Source organism: Leisingera sp. ABM4_060 (assembly GCF_056158765.1).
Genome location: NZ_JBSWTX010000001.1, coordinates 3,159,155 through 3,174,420, shown reverse-complemented (window position 1 = coordinate 3,174,420; position 15,266 = coordinate 3,159,155). Strand labels below are relative to the sequence as shown.

Below are 15,266 nucleotides of genomic sequence, written 5' to 3'. Positions count from 1 at the left end.
GTTGCACAAATGTAAATCATCGCGCCTGTAAATTGGATTGGATTCACCCTCCACCATCTTCCGCATTTCAGTACCTGCCACCCTTACCTGCTTCTGCCCCACCCTCGACAGGGAGATCCCGATTGAGTTAATTATACACTCAGCTCAATACATTCCGCAGATAGGACAAAGATTCGAAAGTAGAAACCAGGGATCCTCTGACCTTGGCGATTTGACAGCGCCGCCAATGAGAGCCTGCGGACGCAACCGGCTTCCTGATCAACGCAATTCCAGTCCACTCCTCCAAATTGCATCAGTTGCGGCGATTTCAAAAGTTGCGACTCACTTTTTCAACGGCACACCGCTTTGCAAAATAACAATTTTCTGAAAACTTCACGCAGCGAAAGCCCACCTTTTTCGGTCGCAGTCAGAGTAAAAGGAGCACTCAGTTCCATGGAACCTTTCTCGCAGATCCGCAGAATCACCCCCTATGGTTTGGAATAATATCCTCACCGCCCTTTTGCGTTTATTTTTTCATTCCGATAACAGCATGTTAAGGCAAGGGCGATGAAATTCTCAAAAATACTGGCTTCGCGATTCCTCTGCTGCAAAACATTTAAAAGCAAGGAATTAGCAAACTAGAGGGTTGTTTAGGGGTAATGAGATGGTGAACAATCACATGGATGGCTTTCCTCCCGAAAGGGGACCGCGGCCGGTCCTTCTCAAGGTCCTCGTTGTCGATGATGATGAGTTTGACAGGTTCCGCTTGAGAAAAATTTGCAGCAAGGCCGGGCTGATGGTCGATTTCCATGAGGCCGCGAATTTGCAGGAGGTGCGTGGAAAACTGGATTCGGAGTTCTTCGACCTGGTCTTCCTGGATCACAATCTTGGCATGGATACCGGGCTGGAAGCGTTGAAGATCCTGATCTCCCACGAAGATCAGGTACAGGCCATCCCGATCATGCTGACAAGCGCTACCAACTACCAAATCGCGGTTAAGGCCATGCGCCAGGGATGCGCGGACTACATTGTAAAGGATGAGCTTTCCGTTGACACCCTGGTCAAGTCGGTGGCCGCAGCCATCGAACGGCGGGTGCTGCATAGCCCGCTTTCAAACGCACGGCAGCCGGAGTCGGAGCTGAGGCAGGTCTTCCAGCGTTTTGCTGCCAGCTGCGGCCCAGAGCTCCGCATCTTGCTGCGGCGGGCGCTTGCAAGCGTCAGAGTGATCAGGGCCGAAGCAAGTTCCGACCCGTCCTTTGACACTGGGGCACTGTCCGAGATTTCTCTGCTGGAGCGCAGCTGCAAGGATCTCGTTGCCTTCATGGACGACTTGGAAACCGTCATCTCAGAAGGCCAGGCACTAACGTACAACGAACTGCCTCCAAAGCTTCAGTAGGACTGCCGGGGCCGCCTGCCAAGCGGCAAAGGGAACGGCGTGAGCACCGTTCCTGCGCGCCTGCTGGCTGGTTCAACATACCGTGTCCGCTTGGCAGCAATAGCCTGCGCTTTCAGAACAGGAACGTCGGAACATGGCCGAAATGAATTTCTTGATCGTTGATGACGATGCCGGCGACAGAAAGCTTGTGCACCGGAACTTGAAACAATTGTTCCCCGGCGCAAACATCCGCGAAGCGGCGGATGGCCCACAGGCATTGGGCTATCCGGAGACCGACGTCGAAGCAGTGTTCCTGGACTATTTGCTGCCAGGCAGCACCGGGCTTGATCTGATCGCCAAATTCTCCAGCGCCTGGCCCCGGGCCCTGTTGTTCATCATGACATCGCAAGGCGATGAAGATGTTGCCAAAAACGCGATTCTGGCTGGCGCCAACGACTACATTCCCAAAGCCGCAATCACCGCGCCAGCACTCAAACGCATGATTTCCACCAGCAGAGAGATGGCGGACATGCGCTGGAAAATTCAAGAGCAGCAAACCGAACTCCGGCTGTTCTCCGACGTTCTTGTACATGATCTTCGGGCCCCCATCAGGGCGGTAAAATTTCTCTGCGCGCAAATTCTGGAGGATTTTGAGGCAGGTGATTTCGATGAAGTCACCCGGGAGTTCGGCCTGATGGAACACTCGGTTGAAAAGATGTCCGAGCTGATAGAACAGCTCGCAACCCATATCCGGCCCCAATGCGAAGGCAATGCGCAATTGGTGCCCATAGCCAGCCTGTTCGAGAGTGTGCAGGTCATCATGGCCCACGACATCCAGGAAACCGGCGCAGCAATCCAGTGGAACCCCGGCAATCTGGAAGTTCGGTGCTTTGCGCCGGAGGTCACACAGCTGCTGCAGAACCTGATTGGAAATTCCCTAAAATACTGCGGCAACGGCAGGCCCGAAATCCAAGTCACCGCCGTGGCGGAAGAACAAGGCGTGCGGCTTTCCGTCAGCGACAAGGGGATCGGCATTCCCGCCCAGTACCGCGAAAAAATATTCGAACCGTTCAAGCGTTTGCAGCAAACAGGTGAGGTATCCGGCAGCGGCCTTGGGCTTGCGACATGCACGAAAATCGCGAAACGCCACAATGGAGAAATCTGGTGCGACCCCGGCGTGCAAACCGGCACCACAATCCATTGCACTCTCTGCCTTTCCTAAATTCAGCCCCCCTGGTTTCCGGCAAGCGGCCTTTCCCCCGCACCGAAACGCACAGCTGTGCCACCGGCCTTTCCTCAAGACCTTTCAGCCGGCTGCTCTCGCTGCAACATTCATGTTTCGAGGGTCTGCAATCCACCGCGAAGAAAAGAATAACACCCCGCTTGATCCGGTGCGACCTGAGCCCCAATCTTGGACCGCCAGAAGCTGGATTTTTCCGGCTCTGGCACGATGACGGGCTGGTGGCGCCATCGGGAAAATGCATGGCAATCGGGACGTTGTATCCGATGGCGCTGCAGGGGCTGTCCTCATTGCAGTGCCGGCGCCAATCCTCCAGCTTTTCGCGGGCATCTGCAAAGCTCATGAACCAGTGTGCGTTCAGAAGGCGGAAACGGGGCTCAACCCTCGGGATCGCCGGTAATCGTCTTGCCGGTAGAACCATGCCTGGGAGAACGACGATGACCAGAGTATTGTTCGCGGGCCGTGATGTCTCGCTTGAATTGACCAGCATCTGCGTTGTCGATGCTGACGGCAGATTGGTCTTTGAAGCAAAGGCGATTTCAGACCCTGCCGACATCAGTGAAGCGCAGGCAAGTATTGATCGCACCTTCGAACGAGTTGGCTTCTAGGCCGGTCGCTTGTCGCAGTGGCTCTCTAATGGCCTCATTGGCGCCGGCCTGCCCGCGGTCTGCATGGAGGCGCGGCACGCCAAGGCGGCGATGGTGGCCATGAACCGAAACAAGAGTGATCGCAACGACGCGCGGTCTCTGGCCCAGCTCACGCGCTCGGGCTGGTTCAAACCGGTCCACGTGAAGTCGACGGAAAGCCAGCAGATCCGCCGTTCGGCAGCCGCCTGATCCCCTCTCGGGACATCGCTGCGCGATGCCCTGGCGGGCAGTGGTCCGCCGGGACTTGCAGCGGTAGGTGGATGTGGCGAAGCAGATGGCCCCGCAAGCCTTCCGGATCGATACACCCCAATCAACGCACATCCCGGTGACAATCGCGCAAACGGCCAGGCTTCAGAGCTTTTGCCGAGTAACATCCTGAAGCATCCCCCGGTCCAGCGTCAGGTCCGCCACGCTTGTTCGGGGCAAACAGTCCCCCGGGCTGTTTGCGTGCCCTTCCGGCCCTGCAGCCGGGTGTACTCCTCCTCCAGCGCTTTCAGCCGGCGCATTCCGTCCGGCAGAAGGCCCCCGTATTTTTCTTCCAGTTGAAGTATCTCGCCTGGCTGATCCCGGCCTTGCGGCAGATCTCCGCGACCGGTGTGCCTTGTTCGCCCTGCTTCAGGATGAAGGCCTTCTGCGCCTCCGTGAACGTCGAAGTTTTCAGGCGTTTCCGCTCCTCTCCCAGCCTGGGAAATTTAGCGGAAAACTCCAGCTCTGAACGGTCCTGTTTTCAGGGGCAGAGCCCTACCCGCGCGAGGTCGAAACCTAGGCGCTCCACCCCGAAGTGTTAGGTCCAATGTATCAGCTCCAATCCCGTCTCCTTCGTTTGAGACGCCGTCAAACCTTCAGCCGGGCGTTCCTGGGATCCCAGGGCGCATCCGGCAGAACGGTAGCGCCAATCTGCCGCCCCAGCAAAGACACTGTCAGCGCGGTGCCCGGCGCGCGCGCCTTCTCTTTCAGGAAGGCAATTGCCAGGGATTTTCCAACGCTGTGCCCGTAGGCTGCCGACGTGATGGACCCTGCCAGTTGACCGTCAAAATACACCGCCTCACCCATCAGCGCCTCGGTCTCCTCCCCTTCCAGCGCCAAGAGAGCAATGCGGCTGCCCGGCTGACGCGCCAGCATCGCCTCGCGCCCAAGGAAGTCCTTGTCCTTAGCGGCAAAGCGTTCCTGGCAGACATCCTTGTGGCCAGCGTCATTGGCCAGCTCATGGCCGCCGCGGTAGAATTTCTCCAGCCGCAGGCTGTCCAGCGCCTTGCTGCCAAAGGCACCGATGCCATGCGCCTGACCGGCTTGCCACAGCACGTCCCACAGTTCACCCAACTGCGTGTCCGGCGCATGCAGTTCATAGGCCAGCTCGCCGGTAAAGCTCAGCCGCATCGCCAAAAGCGGGATGCCCGCCACAGTTAACGGCTTGCAGCCCAGCCAGCGGAGGCTTTCGCTTGAGACGTCATCTTCGGTGCAAGCCGCCAGAACCGCCCGCGCCTGCGGCCCGGCAAGGCAGAGAATGCCAGTCTCATCGGTGGCAATCGTGATCGACACACCTTCCATCCGCACGCCGCAGTGCAGGGTCAGCCAGTCCCAAACCCGCCGCTCCGACGGGGCACCGGTCACAAAATAGAAGCTCTCGGGGCCGGTGCGGGCAATCGTGGCTTCGCCTTCGATGGTGCCTTTGCGATTGAGCAGCAGCGTCAGGCAGGTGCGCCCTTCTTGCGGCATCCGGTTGGCGCAGACCATGTTCAGCCATGCCTCTGCCCCAGGCCCTTCAATCCGGAACTTGGCAAAGGCAGAAAGATCTGCCAGCCCCACCCGCTGCCGCACAGCCGCACATTCCGCTGCCGCCTGATCAAAGGCTGAGGTGCGCCGCCATCCCATCGGCTCATCGCTGTAAAGCCGCGGACGTTCCCAGCCGCCGGCCTCCTCGAACAGGGCGCCTAGGGCCGCTGTGCGTTCATGCGCGCCCGAGCGTTTCACATCCCGGCAGCTTTGCCGCTGATGCTGCGGATAGGGCATCGCCTGGCGCAGGGTGTAATCCTCGGTCGCACGCTTGCGGGCGTAGTCTGCATCTGCCCAAGTCCCGAACCGACGCGGGTCAAAGGCGCGGGTAGAGATACCTGCACTTCCCTCCACCATCCATTCCGCCAGGGCGCGCCCTGCACCCGGTCCCCAGGCAATGCCGACAGTTGCGCCGCAAGCCAGCCAATAGTTCGACAGGCCCGGCGCCGGCCCCAGCAGCATGGCGCCGTCCGGCGTATAGGTTATCCCGCCGTTCACCACCCGCTTGATGCCGCGGTTCATTAGCGCGGGCATCCGCTCGAAACAATTCTCCAGCCACGGCGTGATGCCGTCCCAGTTCGGCTCGAACAGCTCATTGGCGCTGTCCCAGGGGCAGCCGTCCAGCCAGGCAGCCTGCGGATCCTGCTTGTCGTACAACCCGATCAACGCAGACCCCTGTTCACGCCGCACATAGCCGCAGAAGTAATCATCCCGGGTCACCGGGATCTCATGCGCCATCGCTTCGAACTCCGGCACCGCATCGGTTACCACGTAGTGGTGCAGCATGGTGGTTACGGGCAGATCCAGCCCCGCCATTTGCCCCACTTGCCGGGCATGGTAGCCGGCCGCATTCACCACATGCTGCGCGATGATGGTGCCCTGTTCGGTTTCCACCTCCCATTCGCCCGACGGCAGTTGCCGAGTTGCCGTGACCCGGCAATTGCGGCGCACCTTTGCACCCAGCTGACGCGCGCCCTTGGCCATCGCCTGGCAGGTGCCTGAGGGATCCACATGGCCGTCATCCGGGGTATAAACCGCGCCCAGGACGCCTGCGGCCTCAACGTCGTACAATGGATTCAGCCGCGCCACCTCTGCCGCATCAATGACATGCGCTTCCTGCCCGCGGGCCAGCACTGCGTCGCGTATGTGATGGATCCAGTCCATGTGATCGGGGCTGGTCGCCACCCGCAGCGAGCCGCAATTGTGCCAGCTGACACCGACCTCTGTCTCTGCCTCGATGCGTTTGTACAGATCCACGCCGTAGTCGTGGATCGACCCCAAAGCCTGGCCGCCCACCATGCGGCTGACCAGCCCTGCCGCGTGCCAGGTGGCGCCGCTGGTCAACTCCGCCTTCTCCACCAGGATGCAATCGGTCCAGCCCATATGGGCAAGGTGATACAGCACGCCGGCGCCCATGTTGCCGCCGCCGATCACCACCACGCGCGCGTGCTCGGTCATGTCCTACCTTTTCAGAGAGACCGGCGTATTGGCCCAGACAATCTGCGCCTCCACGGTGCCGGGATTGAGGAAACGATGGGGGATGCCGGCGGAAAAGCTGAAACTGTCCCCGGTTTTCAAATGAAAGACTTCGCTGTCCAGCGTAAGTTCAATCTCGCCTTTCAGCACCATCCCGGCCTCTTCACCCTGGTGGGTATAGAGGTCATCGCCGGTGCTGCCGCCGGGCGCATAGGTGGAAATACCCATCGCCAGATCGCGGTCCAGGCTGGCAGACAACAGGTGATCCTCGAACCCCATGTAATCGGTGCCGGAAAGTCCCGAGTAGGTCAGCTTGCGCCGCCGGTCCGCCCGCACGATATAAGGCCGTTCTTCGGCAGGGGCCGGACCGTCGGTTTCGAAAAACCAGCCCACCGGCACGCCCAGCGCCTCGGCAATCTCCTGCAATGCGGTGACCGAGGGACGCGCCTGGCCACGCTCGATCTTCGACAGGAATGACACCGACCGGCCGCTGGCCTCCGCCAGATCCGCCAGCGTCAGACCTTGCGCCTTGCGCAAGGACCGCAAGTCCTCTCCCAGCTGCAACAGCGGGTCAATTTTGCTTGTTTCCGGATTTTTCTTGACGCTCATGAAAATTTACTGTGCAAATTTTTCCTGAAGTGGCAAGATTTTTCTCAAAGGAGCAACCGATGGACGGCACGTTCCCAGACAGCCCCATCTTGCAGAAGGTCAAGGACCTGCTGGGCGAGGAGGGGTTTGACCAGACTTTTGCCCCGATCGAGGAGGCCAGCGGCCTGCCCAACGCCGCCTATTGGTCGGACGACTGGCTGGCGCTGGAAAAGGAGCATTGCTTCCGCCGTTCCTGGGTGTTTGCCGGCGCTGCTGCCGAACTGCCGGAACCCGGGGACATGAAACCGCTGGAGATCGGCGGTGCGCCCCTGATCATCCTGCGTGATCAGGACGGGCAGATCCGCGCCCTGCACAACGTCTGCCGCCACCGCGGCGCCAAACTGGTGACCGAGCCCTGCCAGAAGCGGACGCTGACGTGCCCCTATCACGCCTGGGTCTACGGGCTGAACGGCAAGCTCAGAGCGCGGCCGCATTTCAGCGGGCCGGACATCACCGACACGTTCAAGGACGGCGGCGGCGATAAGCTGGATCTGGTGGAGGCGCTCTGCGAGGTCTGGAACGGCTGCATCTTCGTCAATGTCTCGGGCGATGCCGAGCCCCTGCTGGACTGGCTGGCGCCCCTGCTGGAACGCACGCCGGGCTATGACTTCAATTCGATCCGCTGGGCCGGCAAGCTGGAGTTCGAGGTCAACGCCAACTGGAAGCTGGTCTATGAAAACTACATGGAGGGCTACCACGTCTTTGCCGTCCACCCGAAACTGCTGAAGTTCGCCCCGATGAACGTGCGCTGGTCCGGCGAGTGGGACCGGCATGTCTTCTACAATGACTATATCTTCCCGGAACTGGGCGAGGGCCGCGGCGACAAGCTGCCCCATTACCCGGGCCTGTCAGAGGCGGACGCCAAACGCGGTCTCTGGTTCCTGTGCTTCCCGCATTTCGCGGCCGAGGTCTTTCCGGATCAGTTCACCGTTCTGGTGAGTTATCCGGTGGCCCCAGACAAGACCCGCGAGGAGCTGCACGTGTTCCTGATCGGCGACGCTGCCAACTCGGACAGCCACGCCGAGGCCCGCGCCGAGCTGATGCAGATGTGGGATGACCTGAACCGCGAGGATCTGGGCATGCTGGAACTGCTGCAGCAGGGCCGCTTGTCTCCCGCCTATGACGGCGGCCGCCTCAGCCCGCATTGGGAGGGGCCGACCCACGATTTCGGCCGCCGCGTGGTGGAAAGGATCCTGTCATGACCCTGCCCGCCGATGCGATGGTCCAGGCGGACGGCTGAAGCGATCTCAGCCGCTACCGCAAGATGCCCGAGATCGACTTCGACCGGATGCACCGCTACCGGATGGCCGGATCCGGGCCGAGCTGAAACGCAATAATGCCGCCATGTGCGTGCTGGTCAGCCCGATCAGCCTGCGCTATGCCTCCTCCACCAGGCTCTCCGCCTGAACCAGCCTGGACCAGCCTGAACCGGGCAAACACCTGCACCGCGGAAACCAGCTTGCCGCAGCGCAGTTGAGTTTGACGGCCAAAGCGCCTATCTCCTCTCCAGCACCTGCCGGCGCGGTGATCAGCATAAGGGAACTCCAGTGGCCAACCACCTGTACAAAAACGACCTGCCCGACGGGCTGGACCTCGGACCCATTGTCGCCATCGACTGCGAAACCATGGGGCTGAACCCGCACCGCGACCGGCTTTGCGTGATCCAGATGTCGGGTGGCGACGGCAATGCTCATATCGTGCAGGTGGACAAGGGCCAGACCGCCGCACCCAACCTCTGCCGGATGCTGGAAGACCCGAATGTTCTGAAGCTGTTCCACTTCGGCCGGTTTGACATCGCTGCCATGTACCACGCCTTCGGCGCCCTGACGGCACCGGTCTATTGCACCAAGATCGCCAGCCGCCTGGTGCGCACCTACACCGACCGCCATGGCCTCAAGAACCTGACCCAGGAACTCTTGGGAATCGACATCTCCAAGCAGCAGCAGATGAGCGACTGGGGCGCAGCAGAGCTGACCGACGCCCAGCTCGACTATGCCGCCTCGGACGTTCTGCACCTGCACCGCTTGCGCGAAGCGCTGGACAAACGCCTGGCCCGCGAAGGCCGCTCCGGGATGGCCCAGGCCTGTTTCGATTTCCTCCCCATGCGCGCCAAGCTGGACCTGGCCGGCTGGCCCGAAATTGACATCTTTGCCCACTCATGACCGACGCAGAAAAATTTCTCGCCACCGCGCGGCAGGTGATCACCGACGAGGCCCGGGCGCTGGACACCCTGGCCGAAGGCCTTGACGGGCGCTTTGCCGAAGCGGTGCAGCTGATCCTCGGGGCCACGGGCCGCATCATCGTCAGCGGCATCGGCAAGTCCGGCCACATCGGCCACAAGATCGCCGCCACGCTCGCCTCCACCGGCACGCCCGCATATTTTGTGCACCCGGCCGAGGCCAGCCATGGCGACCTCGGCATGCTGTCCAAGGGCGACGTGGTGCTGGCGATCTCCAACTCCGGTGAGGCGCCGGAGCTTGCCAACCTGCTGGTCTTCACCCGCCGCTTCGGCATTCCGCTCATCGGGCTGTCCAGCAAAATGGACAGCACCCTGATGAAACAGGCGGACGTGCATTTGCAGATCCCCTCGATGGGCGAGGCCTGCGGCTTTGGCATGGTGCCGTCAATCTCTACCACGCTGACCCTGGCGATGGGCGACGCACTGGCGATTGCCCTGATGAAGCACCGCGACTTCCGCCCCGAAAACTTCCGCGACTTCCATCCCGGCGGCAAGCTTGGCGCGCAGCTCAGCAAGGTGCGCGACCTGATGCACGCAGGCGGCGCCCTGCCGCTGGTGGCTGCCGGTACTGCAATGCCCGACGCGCTGATCGAAATCAGCCAGAAAGGCTTTGGCGTCGCCGGTGTCGCGGCGGAAGACGGTTCGCTGGCCGGCATCATCACCGACGGCGACCTGCGCCGCCACATGGACGGGCTGCTGGACAAGACCGCCGCCGAAGTGATGACTGCGGACCCGGCCACAATCGCCCCCGGCGCCATGGCGGAAGAGGCGGTTGCGGTGATGAACCAGCGCAAGATCACCTGCCTGTTTGTGGTCGATCCGGACAACGGGCAAAAGGCCGAGGGCCTGTTGCACATCCACAACTGCCTGCGCGCAGGCCTGGGCTGACGCAAAGGCTGGGGACACGAATGGACAGCTATTCCAGAGCCGTTGCCTATCTCAAGGTGCTGCTGCCGCTGGCGGCCCTGGTTCTGATGTCGACGCTGTTCCTGATCTCGCGCGGGGTGAACACCGACGCCGTGATCCCCTTTGCGCAAAAGGAGATCGAGGACCGGATGAAAGGCCAGCAGATCACCGCGCCCTTTTTCTCCGGCACCACCGCCCAAGGGGATGAGATCATGGTCACCGCCGCCCTGGCCCGCCCCGGCGGCGAAGGCACCCCTGCGGTCGCCAGCAACCTCTCTGCCGAGTTCAACCTGGCGCAGGGCGGCCGGATTACCCTGGCTTCGGAAACCGGCGCCATTCACCCGGGCCGGAACATGGCGCAGTTCACCGGCAGCGTGACCATCACCTCCGCGGATGGGCTGCGGGTCGAAACCGAAGAGCTGAACACCGCGCTGAGCGGGCTGGAGGCGCAAAGCCCCGGACCGGTCCGTGCAACCGGCCCAATCGGCGAATTGACTGCGGGTAATATGCGCATCGGGGTTAAAACCGAGGGCGGGCCGGTCCATATGCTGTTCAAAGACGGGGTGAAGCTGCTATATGATCCCCAGAAACCGGAAAGATAACCTGTGTCCTATTTGCGCGCTTTGATTTTCTGCCTGCCGCTGGCGATGCTTCCTGGCCTTGCCTTTGCGCAGACGGCCTCCGTCGCTTTTGGCGCGGTCAAGGCCGACCCCAGCCAGCCCGTTGAAGTCACTGCCGACAATCTGGCGGTCAACCAGGCCGACGGCTCTGCCGAATTCACCGGCAATGTGCTGATCATGCAGGGCATCATGCGGCTGTCTGCCGACAAGGTGCTGGTGATCTACAAGACCGCCGATGACAGCGGCGCCAAGGCCGGGATCGAACGGCTGGAGGCCACCGGCAACGTGGTGCTGGTCAGCGGCCCCGATGCCGCCGAAGCGCAGCGCGCCGAATACACCATCGACAAGGGCACCATCGTGATGACCGGCAATGTGCTGCTGAATCAGCAAAGCGGCACCCTCGCCTCGAACCGGCTGGAGGTGAACCTGACCTCGGGCACCGCGCAGATGGCAGGACGGGTGAAAACCATCCTCAACCCAGGAAGCGGCAGCAACTGATGGCGCGTCCGGATCTGACCGTTACCGAAGGCTCCTCCGGGCTGCGCATCGAAAAACTGCGCAAGTCCTACCGCAAACGAGTGGTGATCCGGGATGTGTCGATGTCGCTGAACCGCGGCGAGGTTGTGGCGCTGCTGGGCCCCAACGGCTCCGGCAAGACCACCAGCTTCTATGCCATCGCCGGGCTGGTCTTCCCGGAGGCCGGCACCGTCGCGATCGACGGCCAGAACGTGACCGGCCTGCCAATGTACCGCCGCGCACGCCTTGGCATCGGTTATCTGCCGCAGGAAATGTCGATCTTCCGCGGCCTGTCGGTCGAGGACAATATCTCTGCCGTTCTGGATATATCGCAAAAGCACGAGCACAAACGCCGCGAGCGGCTGGAAGAGCTGTTGTCGGACTTCTCGATCGAGCACCTGCGCCGCGCCCCCGCCCTGGCGCTGTCGGGCGGCGAACGCCGCCGGGTCGAAATCGCCCGCTGCCTGGCCGCCGATCCGAAGTACCTGCTGCTGGATGAACCCTTTGCCGGCGTCGACCCGATCTCGGTCGGAGACATCCGCCACCTGGTGGCCGATCTGAAAAAGCGCGGCATCGGGGTGCTGATCACCGATCACAACGTGCGCGAAACGCTCGAAATCGTCGACCGCGCCTATATCCTGCATGACGGCCAGGTGCTGATGTCCGGCAGCCCCGAGGAAGTGGTGGAAAACGAAAACGTCCGCCGCGTCTACCTGGGCGAGAATTTCCGGATTTCCTGACCCGCTCCGCGGCTGGCGGACAACCGGAAAAATATGCCTGAAACCCATGTTTCTTTTTTCCGGGATTTGCATTGACTTTCCCGCTCAGTTGCCGTCGAATTGCTTCATGGCAAATGCGCACACCGATGCAAACCGCTTGATGGCCTTGGCAACAGGGCCCGCAGCGATGCAACAGGATGCCTTGCCATCCCCCCGGATCCTAACCTGACGTGACACTGCCAAGGATTGCCTTGGCAGCGGGTTTGGGCCGCAATAATTCGTGAAGGAGATCACATGCGTTACAAAATCAGCGGTAAACAGATCGACATCGGCGAAGCTCTGCAGACCCATGTGCAGAACGAGCTGGGTTCGGTCGTTCAGAAATATGCTGAACGGCCAACCGACGCCGCCGTGGTCTTTTCCCGTTCGGCGCATGAATATGTGTGTGAAACCACGGTGCATCTGTCCACCGGGCTGACCGCTCAGGCCAAGGCGCACGCGACGGAAATCTACGCCGCGTTTGAAGGCTGCTGCGAGAAAATGGAAAAGCAGCTGCGCCGCTACAAGCGCCGCCTGAAGGACCACCACAAGGACCGCAGCGAACCGGTTGAACATCTCGGCGCCAATTCGTATATCCTCGCCTCTGAGGAAGCGGATGTCGAGCCGGACTCGCTGCAGCCGATCATCGTCGCCGAAATGGAAACCCGCATACCGTCGCTGTCGGTCGGGGAAGCGGTGATGCAGATGGAGCTTGCAGGGGCACCGGTCCTGGTCTTCCGCAATGAAGGCAAAGACGGGTTGAATGTGGTCTACCGCCGTGAAGACGGCAATATCGGCTGGATCGATCCGTAAACACATCTAAGGCATCGGCGCCCCATCGGGGCGCCGGAACGGAGCAGACATATGCAGATTTCCAGCATCCTCAAGCCAGAGGCGGTCCGGGTGATCGGTGCGGCTTCCAGCAAGAAGCGCCTGTTCCAGGAAATCGCGGATATTGCTCAGACCGCTTACGGGCTCAATGCCCAGGCCACGGTCGAGGCCCTGCTGGACCGCGAGAGCCTCGGCCCCACCGGGGTTGGCCATGGTGTTGCCCTGCCGCATGCCCGGCTGGACAGCATCAGCGAGGTCTGCGGCATCTTCCTGATCCTGGAAAAACCGCTGGATTTCGGCGCCGTTGACCGGCAGCCGGTGGACATCGCCTTCACATTGTTCGCACCGGAGGATGCCGGTGTGGAGCATCTGAAGGCACTGGCCCTGGTGTCCCGCACTTTGCGCGAGCAGAGCTTTTGCACCAAGCTGCGCGCCAACCACGAGCCCGCGACGCTTTACACCATTCTGACAGAAGATCAGTCGGTTCAGGCCGCCTGAACGCCCAAGCCGGCCGCCCATGGGCGGGCCCTCAAGCTGCTCCCCCCTTTGAGCTCCTGCGCCGCCGCCTCTGGCGGCGCTCCCGCCCGACATCGGCCGCCTGCCGGCGGCACTCTTCCCGTTGGGCCGGGCACGGACCGGTGCCTGCGGCCCCGCCCCGTGCGGTTGCAGCTCATTGCCCGCCTCAGCAATTTCGCAGCCGCTGTGCCACCCGCGCCGCGCCGCACTCCGTGCGGCGCCCGGCCCAAGGCCGTTCCGGATGTTTGGCTCTGCCGAACATACGGCGGGCGCGGGAGGGCTGCGCCCGCAGCGGCGCCTCCGGGTCAGTCCTGGCGCCAGGGGCCAAAGCCGAACGCCAGGTAATCGCGCTGATAGACAGAGGCAATCTGCGCTTCCAGGTCCGCGTCATAGATCATGTCCAGCGCAAACGGCGCCTCCGGCACCGCGGCAGGCACCGGGCCGGGCTCCATCCGCCCCAGCTTGCGTGCCAGCGCAGGCAAATCCTCCGCCATCTCCGCTTCGCGGATCACCAGATCCGGAGCGCCAAGCTCGGCAAACCCCGACAGCGCCTGGCTCTGGCTCGCCCATTCCGCATCCACCCGGATCGACGTCTGCCCCGCCAGATTGGCGCGCAGAAATCCCAGAAAACCGGAAAATGCCTCGCGGTGCTGCGCCAGGCTGTACCCCGCATCCGGTCCGTTTTCCGGCAGCGCCAGGCCAAACTGCCGCCGCAGCGTGTTGCGGATCGACCTATAGCTGCCCTCACCCGCCTGCAGGATCCGGCGGCAGAACACCGCATGCACCCGCGCCGCCGGGTGACGCACCACGGTGAAGCTGCGAAACCCCTTGTTGCCGCGCTTCCATTGCCGCAGCTGCTTCTGGTTCATGCCCCGGATCAGCCCTTCGGGCGCCACCTTGTCCAACCCCGCCATCCAGGCCTCGACGTCCGCCTCCGGCCCGCCCTTGAGCGGCAGATACAGCAGCGGCGTCACCACCCCCGCTGCATAGCCCGGCACCGCAGGCCCGCGGCGCGGCTCGAAATTCGGCGTGCGGGTCAGGTTGAAGCGGTCCATCCCCGCCAGCGCCTCCTGCATCGCGTCAGGATTGGCCACCTTGGCCAGCACCGGCGCCGGGTTCTGCCGCTTGAGGCTTTCATCCAGCGCCTCCAGCTGCTGGGACACCCCCAGCCAGCGGGCCAGCCCGTTCATCACGTCGACGCTCTGCAGATCCTCGTAAGCCACATAAAAGGCCGTCTGCCCCAGCGCCTGCAGCTGATTCAGCAGCGTCACCTGAAAATCCTGCAGCGCCTCGGTATGGGCCGCAAATTCTGCCGCGTCGAACTGCGCCTTGGCCTCCTTGCGGCGCTTCACATCGGTCAGTTTCCACTGGCCGGTCTGTTTGGCGATCTTCCAGGACACATAGCTGTCCAGAGGGTTGCGGGTCAGCACGATCTTGGCGCTGCGCGGATCCTCCAGCATCTGCTCCAGCACCCGCGGGTCATGATCGTGGAAGTAGCGGAAGCCCCCCAGCACACCCGGCTGGCCCTTGATTGCGGCAATCAGCCGGGCCGGGTCCGCCTCGCGCATGGCCTGGGTCACACCCAGAATTTCGCTTTTGTTCGGATAGCCGATGAAATGCGGGTTGAAGGCTTCGCCGTGGCAGGTGAGCCCGTCAAACGCGTTGAGATTGGTCTCCAGAAAATTGGAGCCAGTCCGCATTTCCGCAAAGACAACAAAATAATCGAAAGAAGAAGACATCAG

At 62.0% G+C, this 15,266-nt stretch carries 15 protein-coding genes and 2 pseudogenes; 12 read left to right on the top strand and 5 right to left on the bottom strand.

What is annotated here, in order from left to right; genetic code table 11:
• Positions 1-643 precede the first annotated feature (643 nt).
• Positions 644-1,375, top strand: a complete 732-nt coding sequence (locus ACXAEH_RS15165) for a response regulator (RefSeq protein WP_475033931.1) — start codon at positions 644-646, stop codon at positions 1,373-1,375.
• Positions 1,376-1,508: 133 nt separating this feature from the next.
• Entirely contained in the window at positions 1,509-2,576 is a 1,068-nt protein-coding gene (locus ACXAEH_RS15160; protein WP_475033929.1) for an ATP-binding protein, read from the top strand.
• Between the two features lie 232 nt (positions 2,577-2,808).
• Here the strand turns inward: ACXAEH_RS15160 and ACXAEH_RS15155 are convergent.
• Positions 2,809-2,967 (bottom strand): annotated as a pseudogene (locus tag ACXAEH_RS15155) (integrase core domain-containing protein); the annotation flags it as partial.
• A gap of 64 nt (positions 2,968-3,031) precedes the next feature.
• Between ACXAEH_RS15155 and ACXAEH_RS15150 the strand changes: the two are divergent.
• Entirely contained in the window at positions 3,032-3,202 is a 171-nt protein-coding gene (locus ACXAEH_RS15150; protein WP_475035638.1) for a hypothetical protein, read from the top strand.
• Between the two features lie 9 nt (positions 3,203-3,211).
• Entirely contained in the window at positions 3,212-3,430 is a 219-nt protein-coding gene (locus tag ACXAEH_RS15145) for a hypothetical protein (protein ID WP_475033927.1), read from the top strand.
• Here ACXAEH_RS15145 and ACXAEH_RS15140 read toward each other — a convergent pair.
• The 3 genes and pseudogenes from ACXAEH_RS15140 to ACXAEH_RS15130 form a co-directional block, all read right to left on the bottom strand.
• A pseudogene (locus ACXAEH_RS15140) lies at positions 3,380-3,902 on the bottom strand (transposase); the annotation flags it as partial. The gene ACXAEH_RS15145 and the pseudogene ACXAEH_RS15140 sit on opposite strands and share 51 nt — an antisense overlap.
• 173 nt (positions 3,903-4,075) lie before the next feature.
• Positions 4,076-6,472 (bottom strand): FAD-dependent oxidoreductase, encoded by a 2,397-nt coding sequence (locus ACXAEH_RS15135; protein WP_475033926.1) that lies wholly within the window; start codon positions 6,470-6,472, stop codon positions 4,076-4,078.
• A 3-nt stretch (positions 6,473-6,475) separates the two neighbouring features.
• Positions 6,476-7,099 carry a cupin domain-containing protein gene (locus tag ACXAEH_RS15130; RefSeq protein ID WP_475033924.1) on the bottom strand — a complete coding sequence of 208 codons (624 nt, stop codon included), beginning with the start codon at positions 7,097-7,099 and terminating at the stop codon, positions 6,476-6,478.
• 59 nt (positions 7,100-7,158) lie between these two features.
• Between ACXAEH_RS15130 and ACXAEH_RS15125 the strand changes: the two genes are divergently transcribed.
• The 8 genes from ACXAEH_RS15125 to ACXAEH_RS15090 all read left to right on the top strand — a co-directional run bounded on the left by ACXAEH_RS15125 (position 7,159) and on the right by ACXAEH_RS15090 (position 13,506).
• A complete protein-coding gene (locus ACXAEH_RS15125) occupies positions 7,159-8,340 on the top strand; it encodes an aromatic ring-hydroxylating oxygenase subunit alpha (protein ID WP_475033923.1) in 1,182 nt (393 codons plus the stop codon).
• Positions 8,341-8,685: 345 nt separating this feature from the next.
• Entirely contained in the window at positions 8,686-9,300 is a 615-nt protein-coding gene (locus ACXAEH_RS15120; RefSeq protein ID WP_475033922.1) for a ribonuclease D, read from the top strand.
• Entirely contained in the window at positions 9,297-10,265 is a 969-nt protein-coding gene (locus tag ACXAEH_RS15115) for a KpsF/GutQ family sugar-phosphate isomerase (RefSeq protein ID WP_475033920.1), read from the top strand. Before ACXAEH_RS15120 ends, ACXAEH_RS15115 begins: the two co-directional genes overlap by 4 nt.
• Before the next feature lie 20 nt (positions 10,266-10,285).
• Complete coding sequence (gene lptC, locus ACXAEH_RS15110) at positions 10,286-10,885, top strand: LPS export ABC transporter periplasmic protein LptC (protein ID WP_475033919.1); 600 nt, start codon at positions 10,286-10,288, stop codon at positions 10,883-10,885.
• Between the two features lie 3 nt (positions 10,886-10,888).
• On the top strand, positions 10,889-11,401 hold the full coding sequence (lptA, locus tag ACXAEH_RS15105) for a lipopolysaccharide transport periplasmic protein LptA (RefSeq protein WP_475033917.1): 513 nt from the start codon (positions 10,889-10,891) through the stop codon (positions 11,399-11,401).
• On the top strand, positions 11,401-12,159 hold the full coding sequence (lptB, locus tag ACXAEH_RS15100) for an LPS export ABC transporter ATP-binding protein (RefSeq protein WP_475033915.1): 759 nt from the start codon (positions 11,401-11,403) through the stop codon (positions 12,157-12,159). Before lptA ends, lptB begins: the two co-directional genes overlap by 1 nt.
• A gap of 273 nt (positions 12,160-12,432) precedes the next feature.
• Positions 12,433-12,990 (top strand): ribosome hibernation-promoting factor, HPF/YfiA family, encoded by a 558-nt coding sequence (gene hpf / locus ACXAEH_RS15095; protein WP_475033914.1) that lies wholly within the window; start codon positions 12,433-12,435, stop codon positions 12,988-12,990.
• Positions 12,991-13,041: 51 nt separating this feature from the next.
• The gene (locus ACXAEH_RS15090) at positions 13,042-13,506 is read left to right on the top strand and encodes a PTS sugar transporter subunit IIA (protein WP_475033912.1); all 465 of its coding nucleotides are present in this window, start codon (positions 13,042-13,044) and stop codon (positions 13,504-13,506) included.
• Between the two features lie 323 nt (positions 13,507-13,829).
• On the opposite strand, the gene ACXAEH_RS15085 is transcribed toward ACXAEH_RS15090, so the two are convergent.
• Positions 13,830-15,263, bottom strand: coding sequence for a sulfotransferase family 2 domain-containing protein (locus ACXAEH_RS15085; protein WP_475033911.1), 1,434 nt, complete (start codon positions 15,261-15,263; stop codon positions 13,830-13,832).
• Positions 15,264-15,266: the final 3 nt, after the last annotated feature.